We start from the raw sequence: 26226 nt of genomic DNA, 5'->3' as shown, positions 1-26226 counted from the left end.
TGAAATCTCAACGATTGGCAGGCGATCCCGTGGCGAGGGAGCTTGCTCCCGCTGGGTGGCGACGGTAGGAGCTGTCGAGTGCAACGAGGCTGCGATCTTTCCACTACCCATTGAATCGAGAGCGAAAGATCAAGATCAAAAGATCGCAGGCTTCGCCAGCTCCTACACACCAGCGGGAGCAAGCTCCCTCGCCACAGGGGCCGCTCCCATTTATGTGCTGGGGGTTAACGCCCACCCATGATCGCAATGTAATCCTGGGTCCAGCGGCTGTACGGCACGAACTTGCCGCCCTCGGCCTGTGGGGTTTTCCAGAAGGCGATCTTGTCGAATTGATCGAAGCCGTTGGTCTTGCAGCCTTCGGCGCCCAGCAGCTCGCTGCCCTTGCACGCCGCCGGCACCGCTGGCAAGGAGCCGAACCACGCGGCCACGTCACCCTGGACTTTCGGTTGCAGTGACCAGTCCATCCACTTGTACGCGCAGTTGGGGTGCTTGGCCTCGGCGTGGAGCATCGTCGTGTCGGCCCAGCCAGTGGCGCCTTCTTTCGGAATGGTCGAGGCGATGGGTTGCTTCTCGTTCATCAGGCCGTTGACCTGATAGGGCCAGGCGCCGGACGCCACCACGCCTTCGTTCTTGAAATCGCTCATCTGCACCGTGGTGTCGTGCCAGTAGCGGTGGATCAACGGCTGCTGGGCCCGAAGCAGTTCCAGCACGGCCTTGTACTGGGCTTCGTCGAGTTGGTACGGGTCCTTGATGCCCAGTTCAGGCTTGGCGGTCTTGAGGTACAACGCCGCGTCGGCGATGTAGATCGGGCCATCGTAGGCTTGCACGCGCCCTTTGTTCGGCTTGCCGTCGGGCAACTCCTGGGCATTGAACAGTACGCTCCAACTGGTGGGCGCTTGCTTGAACACGTCGGTGTTGTACATCAGCACATTGGGACCCCATTGGTACGGGGTGCCGTAGGTCTGCTGGTTGACCACGTACCACGGCGCATCTTTCAGGCGCGGGTCGAGGTTTTTCCAGTTGGCGATCAGCGCGGTGTTGATCGGCTGCACGCGCTTGCCGGCAATCAGCCGCAACGAGGCGTCGCCCGAGGCGGTGACCAGGTCGTAGCCGCCCTTGGTCATCAGGCTGACCATTTCATCGGACGTGGCGGCGGTTTTCACATTGACCTTGCAGCCGGTTTCCTTCTCGAACCCCGTGACCCAGTCGTAGGCCTTGTCGCTTTCGCCGCGTTCGATGTAACCCGGCCAGGCGACGATATCCAGTTGGCCCTCGCCGGCACCGACGGCCTTGAGCGGCTCGGCGGCCTGGAGACTGACGCTGGTCAGCAGCGCCGTGGTGAGTGCACTGAGCAATGCGGTCTTGTGCGCGTACATGGAAATCCCTCTTGCTTTAATTATGGTCGGGGCAGTGTTCGAACAGGTGAAACGCCATGGCTGGCCTGTTATTAGAGTAGTGCTGTTATCTATAGATGCTGGCCGTGGCGGGCCATGATGTGGCGCACCACGCTGTAGTCCTGGAGCGAATCGCTGGACAGGTCCTTACCGTAGCCGGAACGTTTCAGGCCGCCGTGGGGCATTTCGCTGCCCAGCATGAAATGGCTGTTGATCCAGGTGCAGCCGTATTGCAAGCGCGCCGCCACCTGCATGGCCTTGTCCAGGTTCTGGGTCCATACCGAGGACGCCAGGCCGTATTCCGAATCATTGGCCCATTCCACCGCCTGGCTGAGTTCGTCGAAGCGGGTCACGGTGACGACCGGGCCGAACACCTCGCGCTGGACGATTTCATCGCTTTGCTTGCAGCCGGCCAGCAGGGTGGGTTGATAATAGAAGCCAGCACCGGAATGCACCGCCGCACCGGTGATGCGCTCGATGTGCGGCTGGCCGAGGGCGCGCTCGACAAAACTGGCCACGCGGTCGCGCTGGCGGGTACTGATCAGCGGGCCAATCTCATTGTCGGCGTCGCGCTTGCCGGCAAAGCGCAAGCTGCTGACCGCCGCGCCGAGCTCGGCCACCAGCCGGTCGTGAATTCCGCCCTGGGCGTAGATCCGGCACGCTGCCGTGCAATCCTGCCCGGCGTTGTAATAGCCGTAGGTGCGCACGCCTTCGACCACCGCCTGGATGTCGGCGTCGTCGCACACGATCACTGGCGCCTTGCCGCCCAGTTCCAGGTGTGTGCGCTTGAGGGTTTTTGCCGCCGCCTGGAGGATTTTCTGCCCGGTGACGATATCGCCCGTCAGCGAAACCATGCGCACCTTCGGATGGCTGACCAGATGGCTGCCCCCCCCTTCGCCACCGCCGCAGAGGATATTGATCACGCCCCGCGGCAGGAGCCGGGCCAGCATCGGCGCCAAGGCCAGGATCGACAACGGCGTGTGCTCCGATGGCTTGAACACCAACGTGTTGCCGGCGGCCAGGGCCGGGGCGATTTTCCAGGCGGCCATCATGATCGGGTAGTTCCACGGCGCGATGGACGCCACGACGCCGATCGGGTCGCGGCGCACCATGCTGGTATAGCCGGGCAGGTATTCGCCACTGAGCTGGCCGGTCTGGCAGCGCACGGCGCCGGCGAAGAAACGAAAGACATCCACCGTGGCGCTCAGGTCATCCTGGCGCGCCAGGTGCAGCGGCTTGCCGCAGTTCAGGGCTTCGAGGCGGGCCAGCTCATCGGCGTTCTGTTCGATGGCGCTGGCGATGTCCAGCAGCAGGTTCGAGCGTTGTTGCGGCGTGGTGCGGGACCAGCCGTCGAAGGCGCAGTGGGCAGCGAGGATCGCGGCTTCCACCTGCTCGGTACTGGCCTCGGCGATGTGAGCCACGACTTCGCCGGTGGCCGGGTTGAGGATCGGCTCGACAACGCCTTCACCGGGAACGAGTTCCCCGTCGATCAGCAACGCGGTGCACAACGGGGTTTGCGTGCCAGCCATTTTTATAGGTCTCAGTTGAAACAAAGAACCTGTGGGAGCGAGCTTGCTCGCGAGGGCGGTGTATCAGTCGAATCGATGTCGCCTGTCACGCCGCTATCGCGAGCAAGCTTGCTCCCACAATGGATTGTTCTCCCACAATGGATTGTGGCGATGCAGCAAGACTAGTGCCCGGCCTCATGCCCGACAAATTCGAAATACTCAAGGCTGCATTCGATTAAATAGATGGCTTGCGTCCGCCATGAGGCTGTTCCCGGGCCACCGCCAGGAACGGGTCGACCGACGCCGGTCGCGCCGTGCCCCGGCGCCAGGCCAGGCCGACGTCGAGGGTCTGGTTGAGGTCGGCAATCGGTCGCGCTTCGATGATGTCGCCTTCCAGCGACCAGGGGCGGTAGGTCATGTCCGGCTGGATCGATACGCCCAGCCCCGCGGCCACCAGGCTGCGCACTGCTTCGGTCGAGGCGGTGCGCAGGGTGACCCGGGGTTGCAGGCCGGCGCCGCGCCACAGGCGCTGGGCGTTGCGGTCCATTTCGTCGACGTTCAGTTGGATCAGCGGCTCGCGGGCCACATCGGCCAGGTGGATGCTGTCGTGCTCCAGCAAGGGATGCTGCGCCGGTAGCCACAAACGGTGCGGCGAATGCGTCAGGACTTCGGTCTGCAGGGCGTGGCGATCCTCCAGGTTGGACAGGATCAGCACCCCGACGTCGATTTCGCCGCTGACCAGCAAATGTTCGATGTACGGCCGCTCGTCCTCCATCACGCGGATCTCCACGTTGGGGTAGGCGCGCTGGAAGCGGGTCAGCAAGTCCGCCAGGTAATAACCGGCGACCAGGCTGGTGACGCCAATGGTGACTTGGCCAGCCACCTGGTCGGTGCTTTGTTGCAGGCTGCGCTTGGCGTTGTCGACCGTGGCCAGGATCAGGTGGGCCTGGCGCAGGAATTGATGGCCCTGGTGGGTCAGGGTCATGCCCTTGGCGTGGCGGTTGAACAGGCTGACGGCGATGTCTTGCTCCAGTTGCTGGATGGCCAGGGTCAAGGTGGACTGGGAAATGAACGCCGTTTGCGCCGCGGCGGAGATGGAGCCGGTTTCGGCCACGGCGATGAAATGGCGGATCTGACGCAGAGTCATCATGGGCGCGTACCGGTGGGCGGATTTATCGATGTACTGAAGTGTATATCGTTTTTTTAGAAGGGAAGGAACGTGCACCGCTGGCGGCGCTAGGCAACATCTGGAAGCAATCTCGCCAACGGCGTCGGGCACTTTCGATCTAGGCTGGGGGCCTTACGTTGACCCGAACATCTGGAGGCAACAAATGAACACCCGTGGATTGCTCGATCAGCTTCTCAAGTCCGGCCAGGAAATGTTGCAGAACAAGGCTGGCGGTTCACAGGGCAAGTCGTCCGGTGGCCTGGGCGGTTTGCTCGGCGGCTCCGGCAACCTGGGCGGGATGCTTTCCGGCGCGGGCGGCGGGGCACTGGCCGCCGGGGCCATGGGCCTGTTGCTGGGCAACAAGAAAGCCCGCAACTTTGGCGGCAAGGCCCTGGCCTATGGCGGCCTGGCGGCCTTGGGCGTGATCGCCTACAAGGCCTATGGCAACTGGCAGGCCCAGCAGGGCAACGCGCCGAAGACCGAACCGCAGACCCTCGATCGCGTGCCTCCGGCGCAGGTCGAGCAGCACAGCCAGGCGATCCTCAAGGCGCTGGTGGCGGCGGCCAAGGCCGACGGCCATGTGGACGAGCGCGAGCGGCAATTGATCGAAGGCGAGTTCACCAAGCTCGACAACGACCAGGAGTTGCAACACTGGCTGCATGCTGAACTCAACAAACCCTTGGACCCCACCGACGTCGCCCGTGCTGCCAGCACCCCGGAAATGGCCGCGGAAATGTACATCGCCAGCGTGATGCTGGTGGACGAGGAAAACTTCATGGAGAAGTCCTACCTCGATGAACTGGCGCGCCAACTCAAGCTGGAGCCAGGGTTGAAGGCGGAACTGGAAAAACAGGTGCGCCAGGCGACTGTATAAAGCAGCATCAACGCTATTCCTTGTGGGAGCGAGCCTGCTCGCGATGGCGTCCGGTCAGTGACAGTATTTTTGACTGATACACCGCTATCGCGAGCAAGCCCGCTCCCACAGTGGTTTTGTGGTGTCTGGCAATCTTGTATCCAACGCTATTCCCTGTGGGAGCGAGCCTGCTCGCGAAGGCGCTCGGTCAGTCTCAGCATGGTTGACTGATACACCGCTATCGCGAGCAAGCTCGCTCCCACAGTGGTTTTGTGGTGTTTGGCAATCTTGTATCCAACGCTATTCCCTGTGGGAGCGAGCTTGCTCGCGAAGGCGCCTGGTCAGTCGCAGCATGGTTGACTGACACTGCGCTTTCGCGAGCAGGCTCGCTCCCACAGTGGTTTTGTGGTGTTTGGCAATAACATGTATCCAACGCTATTCCTTGTGGGAGCGAGCTTGCTCGCGATGGCGCCCGGTCAGTGACAGTATTTTTAACTGATACACCGCTTTCGCGAGCAGGCTCGCTCCCACAGGGGCGGGCTCCATTCTTCAAGTACCGGTGAGCCTCGGCTCAATCAAAATCCTCCCACGCCGCCATACAGACGCCGCGCCGCCCTCGGCTATACTCCCCAGCATTTTCAAGTGCCTGAGGTTTTACTGTGAAGAATTGGACATTGCGCCAACGCATCCTGGCGAGTTTTGCGGTGATCATCGCCATTATGCTGCTGATGGTGGTTGTCTCGTATTCACGGTTGCTGAAAATCCAGGACAGCGGAGAAAAGGTCCGGGCCGATGCGGTTCCGGGGGTGTATTTCAGCTCGATGATCCGCGGCGGCTGGGTCGACAGCTACGTCCTGACCCAGCAAATCGTCGGCCTTTCCGGGAATCGGGAAATCACCGCCGAGGACAAGGCTCGCTACCAGGGTTTCGAGCGGCACTTGCGCGAAGAAATACGGAACTATCAAAAACTGATCCAGGACCCGGCCGACCAAGTCTCTTTCGACGAGTTCGAGGTCAACCACCAGGACTTCAACAAGGCCCTGGCGAAAGTCCTGGACCTGTACCAGCGCAAGGATTACGAAGGGGCGCGGCTGGCGCTGAACGCAGAACTGACGACGGCGTGGCTCGACGGTCGCGGACACTTGAACCAGATCATCGAGCGCAATCGCGAGCTGGCACAAAGCGCCACCCTGACCATTGGCGATGCGGTGACGGCGGCCAAGGTCGCCATGGGCTTGTCGTTCCTGGTCGCGCTGATCGTCGCGGTACTCTGTGGCCTGCTGCTGATGCGGGCGATCATGGGGCCAATGAACCGCATCGTCGAAATCCTCGAGATCATGCGCAGCGGCGACCTGAGCGGACGCCTGAACCTGGCGCGCAAGGACGAATTCGGGGCCGTGGAAACCGGCTTCAACGACATGATGGCCGAACTGACCTCGCTGGTATCCCAGGCCCAGCGCTCATCCGTGCAGGTCACCACCTCGGTCACCGAAATTGCCGCCACCTCGCGCCAGCAGCAGGCCACGGCCACGGAAACCGCCGCCACCACCACCGAGATCGGCGCGACGTCCCGGGAAATCGCCGCCACCTCCCGGGACCTGGTGCGCACCATGACCGAAGTCTCCACCGCCGCCGACCAGGCCTCGGTGGCCGCCGGCTCTGGCCAGCAAGGCTTGGCGCGCATGGAGGAAACCATGCATTCGGTGATGGGCGCCGCCGACCTGGTGAACGCCAAGCTGGCGATCCTCAACGACAAGGCCGGCACCATCAACCAGGTGGTGGTGACCATCGTCAAAGTGGCCGACCAGACCAACCTGTTGTCCCTCAACGCCGCCATCGAGGCCGAGAAGGCCGGTGAGTACGGGCGCGGTTTCGCCGTGGTGGCCACGGAAGTACGGCGCTTGGCCGACCAGACCGCCGTGGCGACCTATGACATCGAACAGATGGTGCGCGAGATCCAATCCGCGGTATCGGCCGGTGTGATGGGCATGGACAAGTTTTCCGAGGAAGTGCGCCGTGGCATGGCCGAAGTGCAGCAGATCGGCGAGCAACTGTCGCAGATCATCCATCAGGTCCAGGCTCTGGCGCCGCGGGTATTGATGGTCAACGAAGGCATGCAGGCCCAGGCCACCGGCGCCGAACAGATCAACCACGCCCTGGTGCAACTGGGCGATGCCAGCAGCCAGACCGTGGAGTCCCTGCGCCAGGCCAGCTCCGCCATCGACGAGCTGAGCCAGGTCGCCGTGGGGCTGCGCAGCGGCGTCTCGCGTTTCAAAGTCTGATGGGCGAACTCGAGACCCGGCGTGGCGTCGCAGCGACGGCCCGCCAGACGTTGTTCCTGGTGTTCTGCATCGGCAACGAACGTTACGCCCTGCAGGCCACCGATGTAGTGGAAGTGCTGCCGCGCCTGCCCCTCAAGCCGATCGCCCGGGCGCCGTCCTGGGTGGCGGGGGGGTTTGCCTGGCGCGGCACCGTGGTGCCGGTGATCGACCTGTGCGCCCTGACGTTCGGCCGGAGCGCCGAACCCCGGACCAGCACGCGGTTGGTGCTGGTGCGTTATCAAGGCGATACACAACGAACCGGGCAAGTGCTGGGATTGATCCTGGAACAGGCGACCGACACCCTGCGCTGTGATCCGGTCGATTTCAAACCCTATGGCCTGGACAATCGGCAGGCGCCGTACCTTGGGCCGGTCCGCGAAGATGCCCTTGGGTTGCTGCAATGGGTGCGGGTCAATGACCTGCTCGACGAATCCGTTCGGGCGCTGCTGTTTCCTGCTACGCCGCTGAGCCTCGACGACCTCGAGGCAGCGCCATGAACAACGACCAACGCTTTTTCGATTTTCTCAAGGAGCGCATCGGCCTCGATGTGACCTCCGTCGGCACCGCGATCATTGAGCGCGCCGTGCGCCAACGAATCAGTGCCGTGCCTGGGCGAACCGCCGATGAGTATTGGCAGGCCCTGCAGCATTCGGCCCCGGAACAGCAGGCGTTGATCGAAGCGGTGATCGTCCCGGAGACCTGGTTCTTCCGCTACCCCGAGTCCTTTGCGACCCTCGCCAGGCTGGCCGTCAAGCGCCTGGCAGAGATCAAGCACCTGCGTGCGCTGCGCATCCTCAGTTTGCCGTGCTCCACCGGCGAAGAACCGTATTCCATCGCCATGGCCTTGCTCGACGCCGGCTTGGGCGCCCATCAGTTCAAGGTGGACGGCATGGACGTCAGCCCGCTGTCGGTGGCGCGGGCCAAGGACGCGCGTTACGGCAGGAACTCCTTCCGTGGCGCCGACCTGGGTTTTCGCGAGCGGCATTTCGACGCCGAAACCGAAGGCTACCGCCTCAGCGACCGGGTGCGCGAACAGGTGCGCTTGCAAGTAGGCAACCTGCTGGATCCGGCCTTGCTGGCGAACGAGGCCCCCTACGACTTTGTGTTCTGTCGCAACCTGCTGATCTATTTCGACCAGCCGACCCAGCAGCAGGTGTTCGAGGTGCTCAAGCGCTTGACCCATCAGGACGGCGTGCTGTTTATCGGTCCTGCCGAAGGCAGCCTGCTGGGGCGCCTGGGCATGCGCTCGATCGGGATTGCCCAATCGTTCGCGTTCAGCCGTCAGGGGGCGTCGGAGCCACAACCGTTGCCGGCCTTGATACCACCGTCGCTACCGATTCGTCAGCCACCGCCTCGCGTCGTCCCGCCGGTGGTTCGGCCGCGGCCGTTTGCCGCGAGCGTGACACCGATTGCCCCACCCGAGAGCAGCGACGCCGCGAGCTTGCTGGCCAATATCGCGGCCCTGGCCAACGGCGGCAAAAGCGCCGAAGCCCGCGCGGCATGTGAAGAATACCTGCGCAGCCACGCGCCGAACGCCCAGGTGTTCTATTGGTTGGGCCTGCTCAGCGACATGGCCGGTAGCGCGCTGCAAGCCCAGGGTTTTTATCGCAAGGCGCTTTATCTTGAACCGCAACACGCCGAGGCCCTGGTGCATCTGGCGGCGCTGCTGGCTTCCCAGGGAGACGCGGCCGGAGCCCGTCGGTTGCAGGAACGCGCCGCCCGCAGCGGGCGCACGGCAGACAGTGAGCACAAACGATGAGCGGTTCGGCTTCCTACACCATCACCCATGACGATGCCCAGGCCATCGACGATTGCTGGAACCGCATCGGTGTGCATGGCGATAAATCCTGCCCGCTGTTGGTCGAGCATATCCATTGCCGCAATTGCTCGGTGTATTCGGCGGCCGCGACTCGGCTGCTCGACCGTTATGCCTTGCCGCAGGATCAGCGGGATTTGTCCCTGGCCCCGGTGGACAACGATGTGGTCACGCGCTCGTTGCTGATGTTCCGCCTCGGCGAGGAATGGCTGGGCCTGACCACGCGCAGCCTGGTGGAAGTGGCGCCGTTGCAGCCGATTCACTCGTTGCCCCACCAACGCTCACGGGCCTTGCTGGGCGTGGCGAATGTGCGCGGGGCGCTGGTGGCCTGCCTGTCGCTGGTGGAGCTGCTGGCCCTGGAACCCGGCGCGGCGGCGGTGGCCGGTACACGGGTCATGCCGCGCATGTTGATCGTCGCGGCCAAGGGCGGGCCGGTGGTGGTGCCGGTGGATGAGGTGGACGGCATCCACGCCATCGATGAACGTATTTTGGCGAACGCTTCGCCGTCGGCGGGCAAGTACACCCGTGGCGTGCTGCCGTATAAGGGGCGCAGCTTGCGCTGGTTGGATGAAGAACAGTTGCTGACCGCCGTGGCCCGGAGTTTGTCATGACCCCCGACCAAATGCGCGACGCCTCGCTGCTGGAACTGTTCAGCCTGGAAGCCGAAGCCCAGGTCCAGGTGCTGAGCACCGGCCTGCTGGCCCTGGAGCGCGATCCGACCCAGGCCGAGTACCTTGAGTCATGCATGCGCGCGGCGCATTCCCTCAAGGGCGCGGCGCGCATTGTCGGGGTGGATGCCGGGGTTAGCGTGGCCCACGTGATGGAAGATTGCCTGGTCAGCGCCCAGGAGCGGCGCCTGGTACTGGGCGCCGAGCACATCGACGCCTTGCTGCAAGGCACCGACTTGCTGACGCGCATCGCCACGCCGGGCAACAACGTCGGCGCGCCGGACATCGACGCCTATGTGGCGTTGATGGGACGCCTGCTCGATCCCAACGCTGCACAACAACCCGCGCAGGTACCGACAAAACTCCAGACGCCTGTCGAACCCGTCAGCGTCGAGCCGTCCGTGCCGGAACCGCTCGCCGCAACGGAGCCGGGCCCCAAGCGCAAACGGGTCACCGAAGGCGGCGAGCGGGTCTTGCGGGTCACGGCCGAACGCCTCAACAGCTTGCTCGACCTGTCGAGCAAGTCCCTGGTGGAGACTCAGCGCCTCAAGCCTTGGCTGGCGGCGATGCAACGGCTCAAGCGCCAGCAAGGCACCGGCTTGCGCGCCCTTGAAGAGCTGAACGTGCACCTCAAGGACCACGCCCTGAGCCTGCAAGCCCAGGAAGCCCTGGGCGATGCTCGCCGCTTGCTCGCCGAAACCCAGCAGTTGCTGGCGCAGAAAACCGCCGAGCTGGATGAGTTCGCCTGGCAGGCCAGCCAGCGGGCGCAGGTGCTGTACGACACAGCGCTGGCCTGTCGCATGCGGCCGTTCGCCGATGTGCTGTCGGGCCAGGCACGCATGGTCCGTGACCTGGGCCGCAGCCTGGGCAAACACGTGCGCCTGGAAATCGAAGGCGAGAAAACCCAGGTCGACCGCGACGTGCTGGAACAGCTCGAAGCGCCTCTGACCCATTTGCTGCGCAACGCCGTCGACCACGGCATCGAAACCCCGGAACAACGGGTACTGGCCGGCAAGCCCGCCGAAGGCCTGATCCGCTTGCGCGCTTCTCATCAGGCCGGCCTGCTGGTCTTGGAGCTGGCGGACGATGGCGCCGGGGTGGACCTGGAACGGGTGCGCCGCAGCATCGTCGAGCGCGGCCTTTCTCCTGAGCCAACCGCCGCCAGCCTGAGCGAGGAGGAACTGCTGACCTTCCTGTTCCTGCCCGGTTTCAGCCTGCGCGACAAAGTCACCGAAGTGTCCGGGCGCGGCGTTGGCCTGGACGCCGTCCAGCACATGGTCCGGCAGTTGCGCGGGGCGGTGGTGCTGGAGCAGACGGCGGGCGAGGGCAGTCGTTTCCATCTCGAGGTGCCGCTGACGCTGTCGGTGGTGCGCAGCCTGGTGGTGGAGGGCGGCGGTGAAGCGTACGCCTTCCCCCTGGCCCACATCGAACGCATGTGCGACCTGGCGCCGGAGGACATCGTCCAGGTCGAGGGGCGCCAGCATTTCTGGCACGAAGGCCGGCATATCGGCTTGGTCGCCGCCAGCCAGTTGCTCAATCGCCCATCGACGCAGAACGGCAGCCAGACCCTCAAGGTCGTGGTGATCCGCGAGCGCGAGACGATCTACGGCGTGGCGGTGGAGCGGTTCGTCGGCGAGCGCACCCTGGTGGTCCTGCCCTTGGACGAGCGCCTGGGCAAGGTCCAGGACATTTCCGCCGGGGCCTTGCTCGACGATGGCTCGGTGGTGGTGATTGTCGATGTCGAAGACCTGTTGCGGTCGGTGGACAAGCTGCTCGATACCGGGCGCCTGGAGCGCATCGCCCGGCAAAACCAGGCCCAGGCACCCCGCAAGCGGATCCTGGTGGTGGACGATTCCCTGACCGTGCGTGAGCTGCAGCGCAAGTTGTTGCTCAATCGCGGCTATGACGTAGCAGTGGCGGTGGATGGCATGGATGGCTGGAATGCATTGCGCTCGGAGGATTTCGATTTGTTGATCACGGACATCGACATGCCACGCATGGACGGCATCGAACTGGTGTCGCTGTTGCGGCGCGACAACCGCTTGCAATCGCTGCCAGTGATGGTGGTGTCCTACAAGGACCGCGAAGAAGATCGCCGCCGTGGCCTCGACGCCGGCGCCGACTATTATCTGGCCAAGGCGAGTTTCCACGACGACGCCTTGCTCGATGCCGTGGTCGAATTGATCGGAGGGGCGCGCGCTTGAAGATCGCCATCGTCAATGACATGCCCCTGGCAGTCGAGGCCCTGCGCCGCGCCCTGGCGTTCGAGCCGGCGCACCAACTGGTCTGGGTCGCCGCCAACGGTGCCGAGGCGGTGCAGCGTTGCGCCGAATACACCCCGGACCTGATCCTGATGGACCTGTTCATGCCGATCATGGATGGCGTGGAGGCTACCCGGCGGATCATGGCCGACAGCCCATGCGCTATCGTGATAGTGACCGGAGACAGCCAGCAGAATGTCCACCGGGTGTTCGAGGCCATGGGCCATGGCGCGCTGGATGTGGTCGATACCCCGGCCCTGGGGGTCGGTAACCCGGCGGACGCGGCGGCGCCGCTGCTGCGCAAGATCACCAACATCGGTTGGCTGATCGGTGAGCGCAACAAGCGCGAGCGCCCCGTACCGGCGGCCCAGCGCGCGGCGGTGTCGCGCAAGAGCCTGGTGGCCATCGGGTCGTCGGCGGGCGGGCCCGCGGCGCTGGAGGTGTTGCTCAAGGCCCTGCCGCGGGACTTTGCCCCGGCGATCGTGCTGGTCCAGCATGTGGACGAGGTGTTCGCCGCGGGCATGGCCGAATGGCTGGGCAGTGTGTCGGGCCACACGGTGCGCCTGGCCCGGCAAGGTGAGACGCCGCAAAGCGGCACGGTATTGCTGGCGGGAACCAACCATCACCTGCGTTTGTTGAAGGACGGCACCCTGGCCTATACCGCCGAGCCGGTGAACGAAATCTACCGGCCCTCCATCGACGTGTTTTTTGAAAGTGTCGCCCAGTACTGGAGCGGCGACGCGGTGGGCGTATTGCTCACCGGCATGGGCCGCGACGGTGCGCAAGGGCTTAGACTCATGCGCCAGCAGGGCTATGTGACCATCGCCCAGGACCAGCGCAGCAGCGCCGTGTACGGCATGCCCAAAGCGGCGGCCGCCATCGACGCCGCCGTCCATATTCTTGCCCTGGACGCCATTGCGCCACGGCTGTTGGAGATTGTGACCCCATGAAGAACCCCGCGAGCCTTGCCCCAGGCCGTACCCAGGTAAGCCATCATGACTGATTTGCAGCTCGACGAATTCAAGCGCGATGAGAACGCCGCCATGGTCTTGCTCGTCGACGACCAGGCGATGATCGGCGAGGCGGTGCGGCGCGGGCTGTCGGAGGAAGACAACATCGACTTCCACTTCTGCTCCGACCCCCACCAGGCCATCGCCCACGCGGTGCGCATCAAGCCGACGGTGATTCTCCAGGACCTGGTGATGCCCGGCCTCGACGGCCTGAGCCTGGTGCGCGAGTACCGTAACCATCCGTCCACCCGCGATATCCCGATCATTGTCCTGTCCACCAAGGAGGACCCGCTGATCAAGAGCGCGGCGTTCGCCGCCGGGGCCAACGATTACCTGGTCAAGCTGCCGGACAACATCGAACTGGTGGCGCGCATCCGCTATCACTCGCGTTCCTACATGATGCTGTTGCAGCGCGACGCGGCCTATCGCGCATTGCGGGTCAGCCAGCAGCAATTGCTCGACACCAACCTGGTGCTGCAACGCTTGATGAACTCCGATGGCCTGACCGGGCTGTCCAACCGTCGGCATTTCGACGAGTACCTGGAACTGGAATGGCGCAGGGCGATGCGCGACCAGAGCCAACTGTCGCTGCTGATGATTGACGTGGACTACTTCAAGTCCTACAACGACAACTTTGGCCATTTGGAAGGCGACGAAGCCCTGCGCAAGGTCGCCACGGCCATCCGCGAGGCGTGCAGTCGGCCGTCCGACCTGCCGGCCCGCTACGGCGGCGAGGAGTGCGCCCTGGTGCTGCCCGGCACTTCGCCCGGCGGCGCCCGGCTGATGGCCGAGAAACTGCGCCAGAGCGTCGTCGCCCTGAAAATCCCCCACGCCACGCCCGACGGCGGCGAAAACCTGACCATCAGCATCGGCGTCTCGACCTTCACCCCCCAGCAGGGTGGCGACAGCCGTCAGCTGATCTCGGCGGCGGACAAGGGGTTGTACCTGGCCAAGCACAAAGGGCGTAATCGGGTGGGGGTCGATTATACCTTTTGCCTGGCTAGATTGCTTTTGTGGCGAGGGAGCTTGCTCCCGCTGGGGCGCGCAGCGGCCCTGAAACCCGTTGGCTCGGTGTGTCAGCTTGATTGAGGGAGCCGTTTTGGGGCTGCTGCGCAGCCCAGCGGGAGCAAGCTCCCTCGCCACGGGGGTGGTGTTGAATGTTCATTGCCCCTAAAGCCGCCAGGCGGGCTGCCGCTGGCGCTTGATTACGTTATACTCGCCGGCTTTCAAAAGTTCGCCAACGAGTGCTGCCCGCCATGGAAATCAACCCGATCCTTAACACCATCAAGGACCTGTCCGAGCGCTCCGAAACTATTCGGGGGTATCTTTGACTACGATCAAAAGCATGAGCGCCTGACCGAAGTCAATCGCGAGCTTGAAGATCCGAATGTCTGGAACAACCCTTCGTACGCCCAGGAACTGGGCCGCGAGCGTTCTGCGCTGGCGCAGATCGTCGAGACCCTGGACGAGCTGTCCAGCGGCCTGGCCGATTGCCGCGACCTGCTGGACATGGCTGTCGAAGAGGACGACGAAGGCGCAGTCGGCGATGTCGTCGCCGAGCTGACCCGCCTGGACGAGAACCTCGCCAAGCTGGAATTCCGTCGCATGTTCAGCGGCGAGATGGACATGAACAACGCTTACCTGGACATCCAGGCCGGTTCCGGCGGCACCGAAGCCCAGGACTGGGCCAACATCCTGCTGCGCATGTACCTGCGCTGGGCCGATAAACGCGGTTTCGACGCCACCATCATGGAACTGTCGGCCGGTGAAGTCGCCGGGATCAAGGGCGCCACCGTGCACATCAAGGGCGAATACGCCTTTGGCTGGCTGCGGACCGAGATCGGCGTGCACCGCCTGGTGCGCAAGAGCCCGTTCGACTCCGGCAACCGTCGCCACACCTCGTTCTCGGCCGTGTTCGTTTCGCCGGAAATCGATGACAACATCGAAATCGAGATCAACCCGGCGGACCTGCGCATCGACACCTACCGTTCCTCCGGGGCCGGTGGCCAGCACGTCAACACCACCGACTCGGCCGTACGGATCACCCACGTACCGACCAACACCGTGGTCAGTTGCCAGAACGAACGTTCCCAGCACGCCAACAAAGACACCGCGATGAAGATGCTGCGGGCCCGCCTGGACGAGCAGGAAGTGCAGAAGCGCAACGCGGCGTCCCAGGCCCTGGAAGACACCAAGTCGGACATCGGCTGGGGTCACCAGATCCGTTCGTACGTGCTCGACGCCTCGCGGATCAAGGACCTGCGGACCAGCATCGAACGCAGCGATTGCGACAAGGTGCTCGACGGCGATATCGATGAATACCTGATCGCCAGCCTCAAACAAGGGCTGTAACGCGACACCCATGCGGCGGACGGGCCACGCTTGCACAGAAAGCGCGGCTCGCCCGCAAACTCCGGCCCGGGCCGGGGGCAACGAACCTGTGATGGAATCCTTAAAGACATGAGCGACCTAGAACTCGACCCGCAAGCCCTGCAACAGGAAGAAAACTCCCTGATCGCCCTGCGCAAGGAAAAGCTTGCTGCCGAGCGCGCCAAGGGCCAGGCCTTCCCCAACGACTTCCGCCGCGACGCGTATTGCGACGTCCTGCAGAAGAAGTACGCGGACAAGACCAAGGAAGAGCTGGCCGAGGCGGCGATTCCAGTCAAGGTGGCCGGTCGTATCATGCTCGACCGTGGTTCGTTCATGGTGATCCAGGACATGACCGGGCGTATCCAGGTCTACGTCAACCGCAAGACCCTGCCGGAAGAAACCCTGGCCGCCGTCAAGACCTGGGACCTGGGCGACATCATCTCCGCCGAAGGCACCCTGGCCCGTTCCGGCACGGGCGACCTGTACGTCGAGATGACCAACGTGCGCCTGCTGACCAAGTCCCTGCGCCCGCTGCCGGACAAGCACCACGGCCTGACCGACACCGAGCAACGCTATCGCCAGCGCTACGTCGACCTGATCGTCAACGAAGACGTGCGCCAGACCTTCCGCGTCCGCTCGCAAGTCATCGCCCACATCCGCAGCTTCCTGATGAAGCGTGACTTCCTGGAAGTCGAGACGCCGATGCTGCAGACCATCCCTGGCGGCGCGGCGGCCAAGCCGTTCGAAACCCACCACAACGCCCTGGACATGGAAATGTTCCTGCGCATCGCGCCGGAGCTGTACCTCAAGCGCTTGGTCGTGGGTGGCTTCGAGAAGGTTTTCGAGATCATCCGCAACTTCCGTAACGAAGGCGTTTCGACCCGGCACAACCCCGAGTTCACCATGCTCGAGTTCTACCAGGCCTACGCCGACTACGAAGACAACATGGACCTGACCGAGGAACTGTTCCGCGAGCTGGCGCAGCTTGTTCTCGGGACGACCGACGTGCCGTACGGCGACAAGGTGTTCCACTTCGGCGAGCCGTTCGTGCGCCTGTCGGTGTTCGACTCGATCCTCAAGTACCACCCCGAGATCACCGCCGCCGACCTGCAGGACATCGAGAAGGCCCGCGCCATCGCCAAGAAGGCCGGCGCCAAGGTGCTCGGCTTCGAAGGCCTGGGCAAGCTGCAAGTGATGATTTTCGAAGAACTGGTCGAGCACAAGCTGGAGCAGCCGCACTTCATCACCCAGTACCCGTTCGAAGTGTCGCCGCTGGCCCGTCGCAACGACGAGAACCCAAGTGTGACCGACCGTTTCGAGCTGTTCATCGGTGGTCGTGAAATCGCCAACGCCTACTCCGAGCTCAACGATGCCGAAGACCAGGCCGAGCGTTTCATGGCCCAGGTGGCCGACAAGGATGCCGGCGACGACGAAGCCATGCACTACGATGCCGACTTCGTGCGCGCCCTGGAGTACGGCATGCCGCCGACTGCTGGCGAAGGCATCGGCATCGATCGCCTGGTGATGTTGTTGACCAACTCACCGTCGATCCGGGATGTGATCCTCTTCCCGCACATGCGGCCCCAAGCGTAATTGTTTCAAATAAAAAGCCGCCTCGATGGGCGGCTTTTTATTGCCTGTCTGGTACAAACGTATCAATTGGTTACTTTTTCAAAGAGCGAGGAAGACCTGTCGTGAATCGTGCAATGGCTTCAGAAGGTGCAGCGGGCGTCGCCACGGCTGTCGCTGAAAGTGTTCAGTACCAGGGCCGCAAGGCCAGCCGACAGGGCAGTGAGCAGCGTCGCCAGGAGATTCTCGACGCGGCCATGCGCATCGTGGTGCGCGATGGCGTGCGTGCGGTGCGTCACCGTGCGGTGGCCGCCGAAGCGGGCGTGCCGCTGTCGGCCACTACGTACTATTTCAAGGACATCGACGATTTGCTCACCGATACCTTCGCCCAGTATGTGGAACGCAGCGCGGCGTTCATGGGCAAGCTGTGGGCCAACAACGAAGGCCTTCTGCGGGAGATGGTCGCCTATGGTGACGGCAGCGCCCAGTCGCGCTCGCAACTGGCGGACGACATCGCGCGGATGACCGCCGACTACGTGCGGCATCAACTGGACAGCCGTCGCGAGTACCTGATGGCCGAGCAGGCCTTTCGCCAGGAAGCCCTGCTCAACCCACGCCTGGCGGAGTTGGTGCGTTCCCACCAGCAGATATTGCTGCATGGCACGTGTCAGTTTTTCCAGGTTTTAGGCTCCCGCGAACCGCAACAGGATGCCAAAGTGTTGACGGCGATTATCGGACGGATGGAATATCAGGGCTTGCGCAATGGCGCCGAGCCGGTAGCCGATGAAGACATGCTCGGCATCCTGACCCGCTACATGCACCTGGTACTGGCGTCGGTGTGATCCAGATGGGTTCACCACAGCCCTTGTGGCGAGGGAGCTTGCTCCCGCTGGGCTGCGCAGCAGCCCCTTTTTTGTGAGCGCTGCGCACTCAAGCGGGAGCAAGCTCCCTCGCCACAGGGGATAAAGCGACCTGTGCCAGAGGGAGTTCAAATGAAAGCCTGGCCTGCCGTTGTACTGGCCGTGTCGTTGCTGCTGCTCAGTGGTTGCCTGGTGTCCTTCAAGGCGCCGTTACCCGACAGCGAAGCCGCGCCCGCCGGCCTGCTCGGCCAATGGACCAGCACCAACGCCTGGGGCGAACCGTTGAACCTGGAGTTGACGCAAGTCGGCAAGCACCGCTACCAGGCCATCAGCTACTTCAGGGCCCGGCCCCATGAGCGCGAAGCCATCCCCCTGACCGTCTCCCGGCATGGCAGTCGCTGGTACCTGTCGGCCAAGGTGCCGGCCCGCTACGGTGGACATTTCCTGATCGCCGGTTTCGAATTGACCGATAAACAGGAACTGGTGGTCTACAACCTGGACCTGGAACAGATCAACCAGGCCATCGGCCAGAAGATCCTCAGCGGCCAGCCGAACCAGAGCGAAGAAGGTGACGGTGTGTTGGTGGACAGCGACATGAACAAGGTTTTCAGCTACCTCGACGACCCGGCCAATTCCGATGTGTTCTCGGAAGCCGTGCGTTACCAGCGACTGGCCAAATCCCAATAATTGCAACAAGCGGACGTTTTTTCACAGGAGTTTTCGGTGGACGATTACCAGCAGACGATACGCACCTTGTCCGATCGCATTGTGCTGGCGCAAACGCCGATTCGCATCCTCGACGCGGTGAAGTGGGACGAGAACATCCGCAAGGGGTTTCTCAAGGCCAAGGGCAAGGAAATGCCTGCGGTGGATCGCGACTATTACCTCAACCGGCCGTTGTCTTTTGACTCCAGCAAAGTGAAGCTGGAGTTCCAGAACATCGAGCGCGACATCACCCGCCAACTGGGGCAGTTCAACCCGGTGGGCCAGATCATGCGCCGCATGTGCAAGGAATACCGCATGGTGGTGCGCATGCTCGAAGCGCGTGGCACCGAGGATTTCGGGCTGATTTCCCAGGAGCTCTATGGCGCCGCCTCCGATGCTTTTCACGCCGGCGACCCGACCCTCGCCGACCTGGGCCTGATGCTCTCCGATTACCTGAACAACATCGATGGCCGTGGCGACCTCAAGGACGAGCCGAAAGTCCTCAGTGCCAAGGAAGCCGTCAGCCTGTTGCAGCATCGCCTCAACCGGGTGTTCGGCGAAGCCGAGGAAACCATCCGCGTGTTCGAGTCCGACGGCATCGTCGCCGACGCGGCGGCGGGCGCCGACTACATCAAGATCCGCACCGATGCGATGTTCAACGAGCGCGACGTACGAGCGCTGGAGGTCCACGAAGGGCTGGTGCACGTCGGCACCACCCTCAACGGCTTGAACCAGCCGATCTGCACCTTCCTGTCCAAGGGCCCGCCCTCGTCCACGGTGACCCAGGAAGGCCTGGCGATCCTGATGGAAATCATCACCTTCGCCTCCTACCCGAGTCGCCTGCGCAAACTCACCAACCGCACCCGGGCCATTCATATGGTGGAGGAGGGCGCCGATTTCCTGCAGGTCTTCGAGTTCTTCCGCGAGCAGGGTTTTGAGATGGCCGAAAGCTACGGCAACGCCAGTCGGGTGTTCCGTGGCTCGGTGCCCACCGGGCTGCCATTCACCAAAGACTTGTCCTACCTCAAGGGCTTCATCATGGTTTACAACTACATTCAGTTGGCCGTGCGCAAAGGCAAGCTGGAGCAGGTGCCGCTGCTGTTCTGCGGCAAGACCACCCTGGAGGACATGCGCACGTTGCGCCAGTTGGTGGACGAAGGCCTGGTGGTGCCGCCTAAATACTTGCCTGAGCAATTCCGCGACATGAATGCCCTGTCGGCCTGGATGTGTTTCTCCAACTTCCTGAACCACCTGAGCCTGGACCGGATCGAAGCGGATTATTCGAATATTCTTTAACAACACCACCCATCCCCTGTGGGAGCGAGCTTGCTCGCGATAGCGCCAGGACAGTCAACACCGCTGTGACTGACATACCGCTATCGCGAGCAAGCTCGCTCCCACAGGGGCTGTGGATAACTTCTGATTTTTTGCGAGGCTTCACCGGATGCGAACCCTCGGCATCATCTGCCTGCTGCTGGCCCTGGGCGGTTGCAGCTCCCTGTTGTTCTATCCCGAACGCGGCCTGCCGTTTACCCCGGAGCGGGCCAAGCTCGAGTACCGCGACGTCACCCTGACCACCGCTGACAATCTCAAGCTCCGTGGCTGGTGGCTGCCCGTCAAACCAGGCGTGGAGGTCAAGGGCACGGTCCTGCATTTGCACGGCAACGGCGGCAACCTGGCGTGGCACCTGGGCGGGAGCTGGTGGTTGCCCGAGCAGGGCTACCAAGTGTTGATGGTCGATTATCGGGGTTATGGCGTGTCCGAAGGCGAGCCGAGCCTGCCGGCGATCTACCAGGACATCGACGCCGCGTTCCAATGGCTCGACCAGTCGCCCGAGGTCCAGGGCAAGCCGCTGGTGCTGCTCGGCCAGAGCCTGGGCGGCGCGCTGGCGGTGCATTACCTGGTCGAACATCCCCAGCGTCAACGGCAGCTCAAGGCCCTGGTGCTCGACGGCGTGCCCGCCAGCTATCGCGACGTCGGGCGTTTTGCCCTGAGTACCTCGTGGCTGACCTGGCCGTTCCAGGTGCCGTTGTCCTGGCTGGTGCCGGACGGTGACAGCGCGATCAGCTCCGTGGCGCAGTTGAACGGCGTGCCGAAGTTGATCTACCACAGCCTCGCCGACCCCATCGTGCCCCTTTCCAATGGCATCCGCTTGTATCAAGCTGCGCCGCCGCCGCGGGTCCTGCAGCTGACACGGGGCGGCCATGTGCAGACCTTCGCCGACCCGACGTGGCGCACCGTGATGCTGCGCTACCTCGACGATCCCCGGCATTTTGACGGCCTGCGCCGCCTGGGGGAGGTCCCGAACTACCCGAAATCACCCGTTGAACCACCAGAGAACCCGCAATGAGCGAAGAACGTAACGCCATCCCCCTGATCATCACCGGTATCTGCAGCATCCTGGGTACCGTCGCCGTGCTGTGGTACTACGGCTACCTGCATTTCGCCAAGCCCGAGGATGCGTTGCTGCTCGACCAGTTCACCATGCTCAAGACCGTGCCGGGGGAGGACTACAAGGTGTCCCTGGAACCCGCGCCCCAGGTCGCCCAGTGCATCGATGGCGTGCTGGTGTTGTTCGACACCGAGCAGAAAGGCCTGACCGGCGTGTTGATCAACGAGAAGAAACGTGCGGTGCGGTGCATGGGGCAGGAAACACCACAAAAACTGCAGCCGTAATCCAATCCCCTGTGGGAGCGAGCTTGCTCGCGATAGCGGTAGTTCAGCAGCATAAATAGTGCCTGACACGCCGCCATCGCGAGCAAGCTCGCTCCCACAGGGATTGTGTACAGCCAAATATCTTCAGCCATGAAAAAGCCCCGCCTGACGAAACCAGGCGGGGCTTTTCAGTTGCACTCAGCCGATCAGTTGGCGCTCATGGTCGAGCGCGGGGCCACTGGCTGGTTGTCGTTGGAGATGGTCACTTCCACGCGACGGTTCATGGCGCGGCCCGAGACGCTGGTGTTGTCCGCCACCGGGAATTCCTTGCCATAGCCCTGGGTCACGATGCGAGCCGGGTCGACGCCCATTTTCACCAGGGCGGTACGCACCGAGCTGGCGCGGCGTTCGGACAGCGATTGGTTGTAGGAATCCGAGCCGGTGCTGTCGGTGTAGCCTTCGATGATCACCTTGCGGTCCGGGTTTTCCTGGAGGAACTGCGCCAGTTTGCTCACATTCGTCATGCCGCTGGTGCGCAGGTCGGACTTGTTGGTGGCGAACAGCACGTCGCCGAAAGTCACCAGCGTCCCGCGTTCGGTTTGCTTGGCGTTGAGGCTGTCTTGCAGTTGCTTGATCTGCGCGTTGCGCGCGTCGAGCAGGGCACGGGCGCGTTCGTCGCCGGCGTTTTTCAGTTCGGCTTCGGCATTGCGCAGGGCGATGGTCTGCTTGGCCACTTCGACGCGCTGGTTGGTCAGGTAGGCCAGTTGGTCGACCTTGGCTTCGTCTTCCCGATCCAGGTAGGCCTTGTCGGCCTTGGCCAGGAAGTCCGCCGCGTCCTTGGTTTCCAGGGCGGCCACTTTGGTCGCCGCCGGGTCGGCTTGCAGGCCGTTGTAATTGGTCCGCGCCTGTTCGAGATTGGCGTTCGGGGCGTGGGAGCAAGCGGCCAGGGCTACGCAGGCAGCGAGCAGGGCGGGCATCATCAAGTGTTTGTGCATCATAGTCTGTCGTCCTTTTATCAATGAGAAGTACGTCGTGGCGTGATCGGTTTACTGAACCTTGTTCATGCCTTCCTGACGCAGTTCCTGAACCCCTTTCTGAGAGTCCTTGAGGGCTTGTTCGGCCTTGGCGGCCTGAGCCTTGCGCTCGGCGACGCGGGCATCCCACTCGGCTTGTTCGGCCAGTCGCTTGGCTTCTTCGTAGTTCTCGTCATGCATGGCGATTTCGGCTTGCTTGAGCTTGTCCTGGGCCGATTTCATTTCCACGGCGGCAAATTCGGTACCACCGGCGCTGACGGCGCTGTTGACCGCCGACTGGGTCACCGCGTACTGCTCCGAAGGTGGGTTACCGGCGCAACCGGCGAGAATGAAGCTGCTACCGATCGCCAGGGCAGCCAACTTCAAGCCGCGCAGGCCACTGGATGAGGGTTTGGCAGTGCAGGTATTCATAGGCTTCAACTCCATTGGAAAACTCCTGAAAAAAACGACAAATCCATGCTGGGACCGAAGCCATGACGTCTGGTTTGGTGTTGGCGCCAAGGCGCGTTTATTTAAACGACCGTTCCAGTATGGTTACTCGGTGTGACCCGAGGCGTTTTTCAAAAGTTCAGCGAGGATGGCCATTCGCCAAAAGAATTACTGACTGATCGGTCAGCGACAGAAAAGCTGAACTTTCAAGGCGCGCAGCGGTATTCCCGGCGTAGGTGGGAAAGGCCCCGCGCCGGAAAACCGCAACCTGGAATGAAGGGAATCAGTGTTTGGATTTGTCGTTCTGCGAGGAAAGTTCGTGCAGATGCCGGCGCGACAGGGCGAGGAATCGTGGGGGCGGTCCTACGTCTTCATACAGCGGGTCACCTTCCTCATCGGTGGCGACAACTTGCGCACCCTTGATGTAGGGGAAGCTCGCTTCCAGCTCTTCCAATGCGGCCCCGATCAGCTCGCCCAGCAGCTCCTCGGGCTGGCGCTTGGGGTACATGTCGCAGATCGCAGCCAGGCGTGCGGCGGCTTCGACGTCCAGATGGATCGTGTAGCCCGTCTGGGTCAGGCGGCCCTTGGCGTTTTCTTCCCAATGCTGGGCAAGTTCACGAATTTTCATGATGACCTCAATCAGCCTGCTCGTGGCAGGCGCGGTGAGTGACAAGCCGTTGTGTGGCTTACCCATGAGACTAGCTTTGTTGTGCAAGGTTTAAAGTCCCTTCGTCGCTTGTCATAAGCGACGGGCATCGGCACTCTCTGATCCAAGAGCTGTCCGGACTTTTTTGCTGGAGAAATGCTGATGACCGATATCGATGCCCGCTTGCGCGAGGATGTCCACCTGCTTGGCGAACTGCTGGGCAATACCATCCGCGAACAGTACGGGGACACGTTTCTCGACAAGATCGAGCAGATCCGCAAGGGCGCCAAGGCTGACCGACGCGGTTCCGTGGATGCCGAACTCAGTGCCAGCCTCAATCAACTGAGCGAGGACGAACTGCTGCCGGTGGCGCGCGCGTTCAACCAAATCCTCAACCTCGCCAACATCGCCGAACAGTACCAACTGATCCATCGCCGCGAAGAATCGCAACCGGCGCCCTTCGAAGCACGGGTCCTGCCTGAGTTGCTTGCCCGGCTGCGGGCCGAAGGCCATGGCGCCGAGGCCCTGGCCCGGCAGTTGGGACGCCTGGAAATCGAACTGGTCCTCACCGCCCATCCCACGGAAGTGGCCCGCCGCACCCTGATCCAGAAATACGACGCCATCGCCGCGCAACTGGCGGCCCAGGATCATCGCGACCTGACCAGCGCCGAGCGCGCGCAAATCCACGAGCGCCTGCAACGCTTGATCGCCGAAGCCTGGCACACCGAAGAAATCCGCCGCACCCGGCCGACCCCGGTGGACGAGGCCAAGTGGGGCTTCGCGGTGATCGAGCATTCGCTGTGGCACGCCATTCCCAATTACCTGCGCAAGGCCGACCAGGCCTTGCATGCCGCCACCGGGCTGCGCCTGCCGCTGGAGGCCGCGCCGATCCGCTTTGCCTCGTGGATGGGCGGCGACCGTGACGGCAACCCGAATGTCACCGCCGCCGTGACCCGCGAGGTGCTGTTATTGGCGCGGTGGATGGCGGCGGACCTGTACCTGCGTGACGTCGACCAACTGGCGGCCGAACTGTCCATGCAAAACGCCAGCGAGGCCTTGCGGGCCCAGGCCGGCGACAGCGCCGAACCGTATCGTGCCGTGCTCAAGCAACTGCGCGAACGCCTGCGCGCCACCCGCAACTGGGCCCACGCCTCCTTGAGTGCCGCCACGCCGCCGGGCGCCGAGGTGTTGCAGCACAACCGCGAACTGCTGGACCCCCTTGAGCTGTGCTACCACTCCCTGCATGAATGCGGCATGGGTGTGATTGCCGATGGGCCGCTGCTCGATTGCCTGCGGCGGGCGGTGACCTTCGGCTTGTTCCTGGTGCGTCTCGATGTGCGCCAGGACTCGACGCGCCATACCGCCGCCATGACGGAAATCACCGACTACCTGGGCCTGGGTCGCTATGAGGATTGGAACGAGGAGCAGCGCGTCAGCTTTTTGCTGGAGGAGCTGAACAACCGGCGTCCACTGCTGCCGGCCCATTTCAAGCCCTCGGCCGACACGGCGGAAGTGTTGGCGACGTGCCGGGAAGTGGCCGCGGCGCCGGCGGCGTCCCTGGGTTCCTACGTGATCTCCATGGCCGGCGCGGCGTCCGATGTCCTCGCTGTGCAACTGGTGTTGAAGGACGCCGGGGTGTTGCGGCCGATGCGAGTGGTGCCGCTGTTCGAGACCCTGGCCGACCTGGACAACGCCGGGCCGGTGATCGAGCGGCTGTTGCTGCTGCCGGGCTATCGTTCACGGCTGCAGGGCCCTCAGGAAGTGATGATCGGCTATTCCGATTCGGCCAAGGACGCCGGGACCACGGCGGCGGCCTGGGCGCAATATCGGGCCCAGGAACGGCTGGTGGACATCTGCCGCGAGCAGCAAGTCGACTTGCTGGTGTTCCACGGTCGTGGCGGCACCGGGGGCCGTGGTGGCGGTCCGGCGCACGCGGCGATCCTGTCCCAGCCACCGGGCTCGGTGGCCGGGCGTTTCCGCACCACCGAGCAGGGTGAAATGATTCGTTTCAAATTCGGTCTACCGGACATCGCCGAACAGAACCTCAATCTGTACCTCGCCGCAGTGCTTGAAGCGACGTTGCTGCCACCGCCGCCACCCACGCCCGAATGGCGACACCTGATGGACGAATTGGCTGCCGATGGCGTCAGTGCCTACCGCGCGGTGGTGCGGGAGAACCCGCAGTTCGTCGAGTACTTCCGCCAGTCCACCCCCGAGCAAGAACTTGGCCGCCTGCCCCTGGGCAGCCGGCCGGCCAAGCGTCGCGCCGGCGGCATCGAAAGCTTGCGGGCGATTCCGTGGATCTTCGGCTGGACCCAGACCCGCCTGATGTTGCCGGCCTGGCTCGGCTGGGAAACCGCACTGAGCAAGGCCCTGGAGCGTGGCGAAGGGGCGTTGCTGGGGCAGATGCGCGAGCAATGGCCGTTCTTCCGGACCCGCATCGACATGCTGGAGATGGTGCTGGCCAAGGCCGACGCCGACATCGCCCGCTCTTACGACGAGCGTTTGGTGGAATCTGGGCTGCTGCCTTTGGGTGCGCATTTACGCGACCTATTGTCGCAGGCCTGCACGGTGGTGCTTGGCTTGACCGGTCAGTCGCAGCTACTGGCACATAGCCCAGCCACGCTGGAATTCATCCGCCTGCGCAACACCTACCTCGACCCGTTGCACCTGTTGCAGGCCGAACTGTTGGCGCGCTCACGCCAGCAGGAAGTTGCCCAAGGCAGCCCCGTGGAGCAGGCATTACTGGTGTCTGTGGCGGGGATTGCCGCCGGGTTGCGCAATACCGGCTAAGATCAGGCAGCGCACCGAAACGGCTCGCCCGGCGTTCCCGGGCGTTGTTCGGCGGGGGCGGGGACAGGTCGACCAGGCGACAGTTTGTTGCCCGGTTGCGACGCTCGCCACCCCCTCCGAAGGTCGTATCGGGCGCAGGTTCCTCCGACTTTCGGCGGCTTGTGTG

The 26226-nt window shown here is 63.3% G+C and carries 21 protein-coding genes and 1 pseudogene; 16 read left to right on the top strand and 6 right to left on the bottom strand.

Annotated elements, in window-relative coordinates:
* Positions 1-224: 224 nt before the first annotated feature.
* The 3 genes from ydcS to HGO40_RS14955 all read right to left on the bottom strand — a co-directional run bounded on the left by ydcS (position 225) and on the right by HGO40_RS14955 (position 4052).
* Entirely contained in the window at positions 225-1376 is a 1152-nt protein-coding gene (ydcS, locus tag HGO40_RS14965) for a putative ABC transporter substrate-binding protein YdcS (protein WP_250963625.1), read from the bottom strand.
* Positions 1377-1465: 89 nt separating this feature from the next.
* On the bottom strand, positions 1466-2923 hold the full coding sequence (locus tag HGO40_RS14960) for a gamma-aminobutyraldehyde dehydrogenase (RefSeq protein WP_250963624.1): 1458 nt from the start codon (positions 2921-2923) through the stop codon (positions 1466-1468).
* Positions 2924-3137: 214 nt separating this feature from the next.
* Positions 3138-4052, bottom strand: a complete 915-nt coding sequence (locus HGO40_RS14955) for a LysR family transcriptional regulator (RefSeq protein ID WP_250963623.1) — start codon at positions 4050-4052, stop codon at positions 3138-3140.
* A gap of 181 nt (positions 4053-4233) precedes the next feature.
* Here HGO40_RS14955 and HGO40_RS14950 point away from each other — a divergent pair, with 181 nt between their 5' ends.
* From HGO40_RS14950 to HGO40_RS14880, 15 genes and pseudogenes are all read left to right on the top strand, one after another.
* A complete protein-coding gene (locus HGO40_RS14950) occupies positions 4234-4944 on the top strand; it encodes a tellurite resistance TerB family protein (RefSeq protein ID WP_207966541.1) in 711 nt (236 codons plus the stop codon).
* 638 nt (positions 4945-5582) lie between these two features.
* Entirely contained in the window at positions 5583-7205 is a 1623-nt protein-coding gene (locus HGO40_RS14945; protein WP_250963622.1) for a methyl-accepting chemotaxis protein, read from the top strand.
* The gene (locus HGO40_RS14940) at positions 7205-7741 is read left to right on the top strand and encodes a chemotaxis protein CheW (protein ID WP_250963621.1); all 537 of its coding nucleotides are present in this window, start codon (positions 7205-7207) and stop codon (positions 7739-7741) included. Before HGO40_RS14945 ends, HGO40_RS14940 begins: the two co-directional genes overlap by 1 nt.
* Entirely contained in the window at positions 7738-9003 is a 1266-nt protein-coding gene (locus tag HGO40_RS14935) for a CheR family methyltransferase (protein ID WP_250963620.1), read from the top strand. Before HGO40_RS14940 ends, HGO40_RS14935 begins: the two co-directional genes overlap by 4 nt.
* Complete coding sequence (locus HGO40_RS14930; RefSeq protein ID WP_250963619.1) at positions 9000-9671, top strand: chemotaxis protein CheW; 672 nt, start codon at positions 9000-9002, stop codon at positions 9669-9671. Before HGO40_RS14935 ends, HGO40_RS14930 begins: the two co-directional genes overlap by 4 nt.
* Positions 9668-11932, top strand: a complete 2265-nt coding sequence (locus HGO40_RS14925; protein ID WP_250963618.1) for a hybrid sensor histidine kinase/response regulator — start codon at positions 9668-9670, stop codon at positions 11930-11932. The genes HGO40_RS14930 and HGO40_RS14925 overlap by 4 nt, the downstream gene beginning before the upstream one ends.
* The gene (locus HGO40_RS14920; protein WP_250963617.1) at positions 11929-12939 is read left to right on the top strand and encodes a chemotaxis response regulator protein-glutamate methylesterase; all 1011 of its coding nucleotides are present in this window, start codon (positions 11929-11931) and stop codon (positions 12937-12939) included. Before HGO40_RS14925 ends, HGO40_RS14920 begins: the two co-directional genes overlap by 4 nt.
* Before the next feature lie 45 nt (positions 12940-12984).
* Positions 12985-13980: pseudogene (locus tag HGO40_RS14915) on the top strand (diguanylate cyclase); the annotation flags it as partial.
* A 275-nt stretch (positions 13981-14255) separates the two neighbouring features.
* A protein-coding gene (prfB, locus tag HGO40_RS14910; RefSeq protein WP_250963616.1) for a peptide chain release factor 2 occupies positions 14256-15351 on the top strand; the annotation gives its coding sequence in 2 pieces (ribosomal slippage) (positions 14256-14327 and positions 14329-15351; 1095 coding nt in all).
* Positions 15352-15459: 108 nt separating this feature from the next.
* Complete coding sequence (gene lysS, locus HGO40_RS14905; protein ID WP_250963615.1) at positions 15460-16962, top strand: lysine--tRNA ligase; 1503 nt, start codon at positions 15460-15462, stop codon at positions 16960-16962.
* Positions 16963-17063: 101 nt separating this feature from the next.
* Entirely contained in the window at positions 17064-17780 is a 717-nt protein-coding gene (locus HGO40_RS14900) for a TetR/AcrR family transcriptional regulator (protein WP_250963614.1), read from the top strand.
* A gap of 150 nt (positions 17781-17930) precedes the next feature.
* The gene (locus HGO40_RS14895; RefSeq protein WP_250963613.1) at positions 17931-18485 is read left to right on the top strand and encodes a hypothetical protein; all 555 of its coding nucleotides are present in this window, start codon (positions 17931-17933) and stop codon (positions 18483-18485) included.
* Between the two features lie 36 nt (positions 18486-18521).
* Positions 18522-19799, top strand: coding sequence for a flavohemoglobin expression-modulating QEGLA motif protein (locus HGO40_RS14890; protein WP_003185001.1), 1278 nt, complete (start codon positions 18522-18524; stop codon positions 19797-19799).
* 148 nt (positions 19800-19947) lie between these two features.
* Positions 19948-20853 (top strand): alpha/beta hydrolase, encoded by a 906-nt coding sequence (locus HGO40_RS14885; protein ID WP_250963612.1) that lies wholly within the window; start codon positions 19948-19950, stop codon positions 20851-20853.
* Positions 20850-21179, top strand: coding sequence for a PA3694 family proteiin (locus HGO40_RS14880; protein WP_250963611.1), 330 nt, complete (start codon positions 20850-20852; stop codon positions 21177-21179). Before HGO40_RS14885 ends, HGO40_RS14880 begins: the two co-directional genes overlap by 4 nt.
* Positions 21180-21364: 185 nt before the next feature.
* Here HGO40_RS14880 and lptF read toward each other — a convergent pair whose 3' ends face one another.
* The 3 genes from lptF to HGO40_RS14865 all read right to left on the bottom strand — a co-directional run bounded on the left by lptF (position 21365) and on the right by HGO40_RS14865 (position 23249).
* The gene (lptF, locus tag HGO40_RS14875; RefSeq protein WP_250963644.1) at positions 21365-22153 is read right to left on the bottom strand and encodes a lipotoxin F family OmpA-related lipoprotein LptF; all 789 of its coding nucleotides are present in this window, start codon (positions 22151-22153) and stop codon (positions 21365-21367) included.
* Positions 22154-22204: 51 nt separating this feature from the next.
* Entirely contained in the window at positions 22205-22618 is a 414-nt protein-coding gene (locus tag HGO40_RS14870; RefSeq protein ID WP_186705469.1) for a DUF4398 domain-containing protein, read from the bottom strand.
* 286 nt (positions 22619-22904) lie between these two features.
* On the bottom strand, positions 22905-23249 hold the full coding sequence (locus HGO40_RS14865; protein ID WP_250963610.1) for a pilin assembly protein: 345 nt from the start codon (positions 23247-23249) through the stop codon (positions 22905-22907).
* 180 nt (positions 23250-23429) lie between these two features.
* Between HGO40_RS14865 and ppc the strand changes: the two genes are divergently transcribed.
* Complete coding sequence (ppc, locus tag HGO40_RS14860; RefSeq protein ID WP_250963609.1) at positions 23430-26060, top strand: phosphoenolpyruvate carboxylase; 2631 nt, start codon at positions 23430-23432, stop codon at positions 26058-26060.
* Positions 26061-26226: the final 166 nt, after the last annotated feature.

The organism is Pseudomonas sp. CG7 (assembly GCF_023701885.1).
GTDB lineage: Bacteria > Pseudomonadota > Gammaproteobacteria > Pseudomonadales > Pseudomonadaceae > Aquipseudomonas > Aquipseudomonas zanjanensis.
The sequence above is the reverse complement of the archived record's forward strand: the minus strand, read 5'-3'. Positions and strand labels throughout refer to the sequence as shown.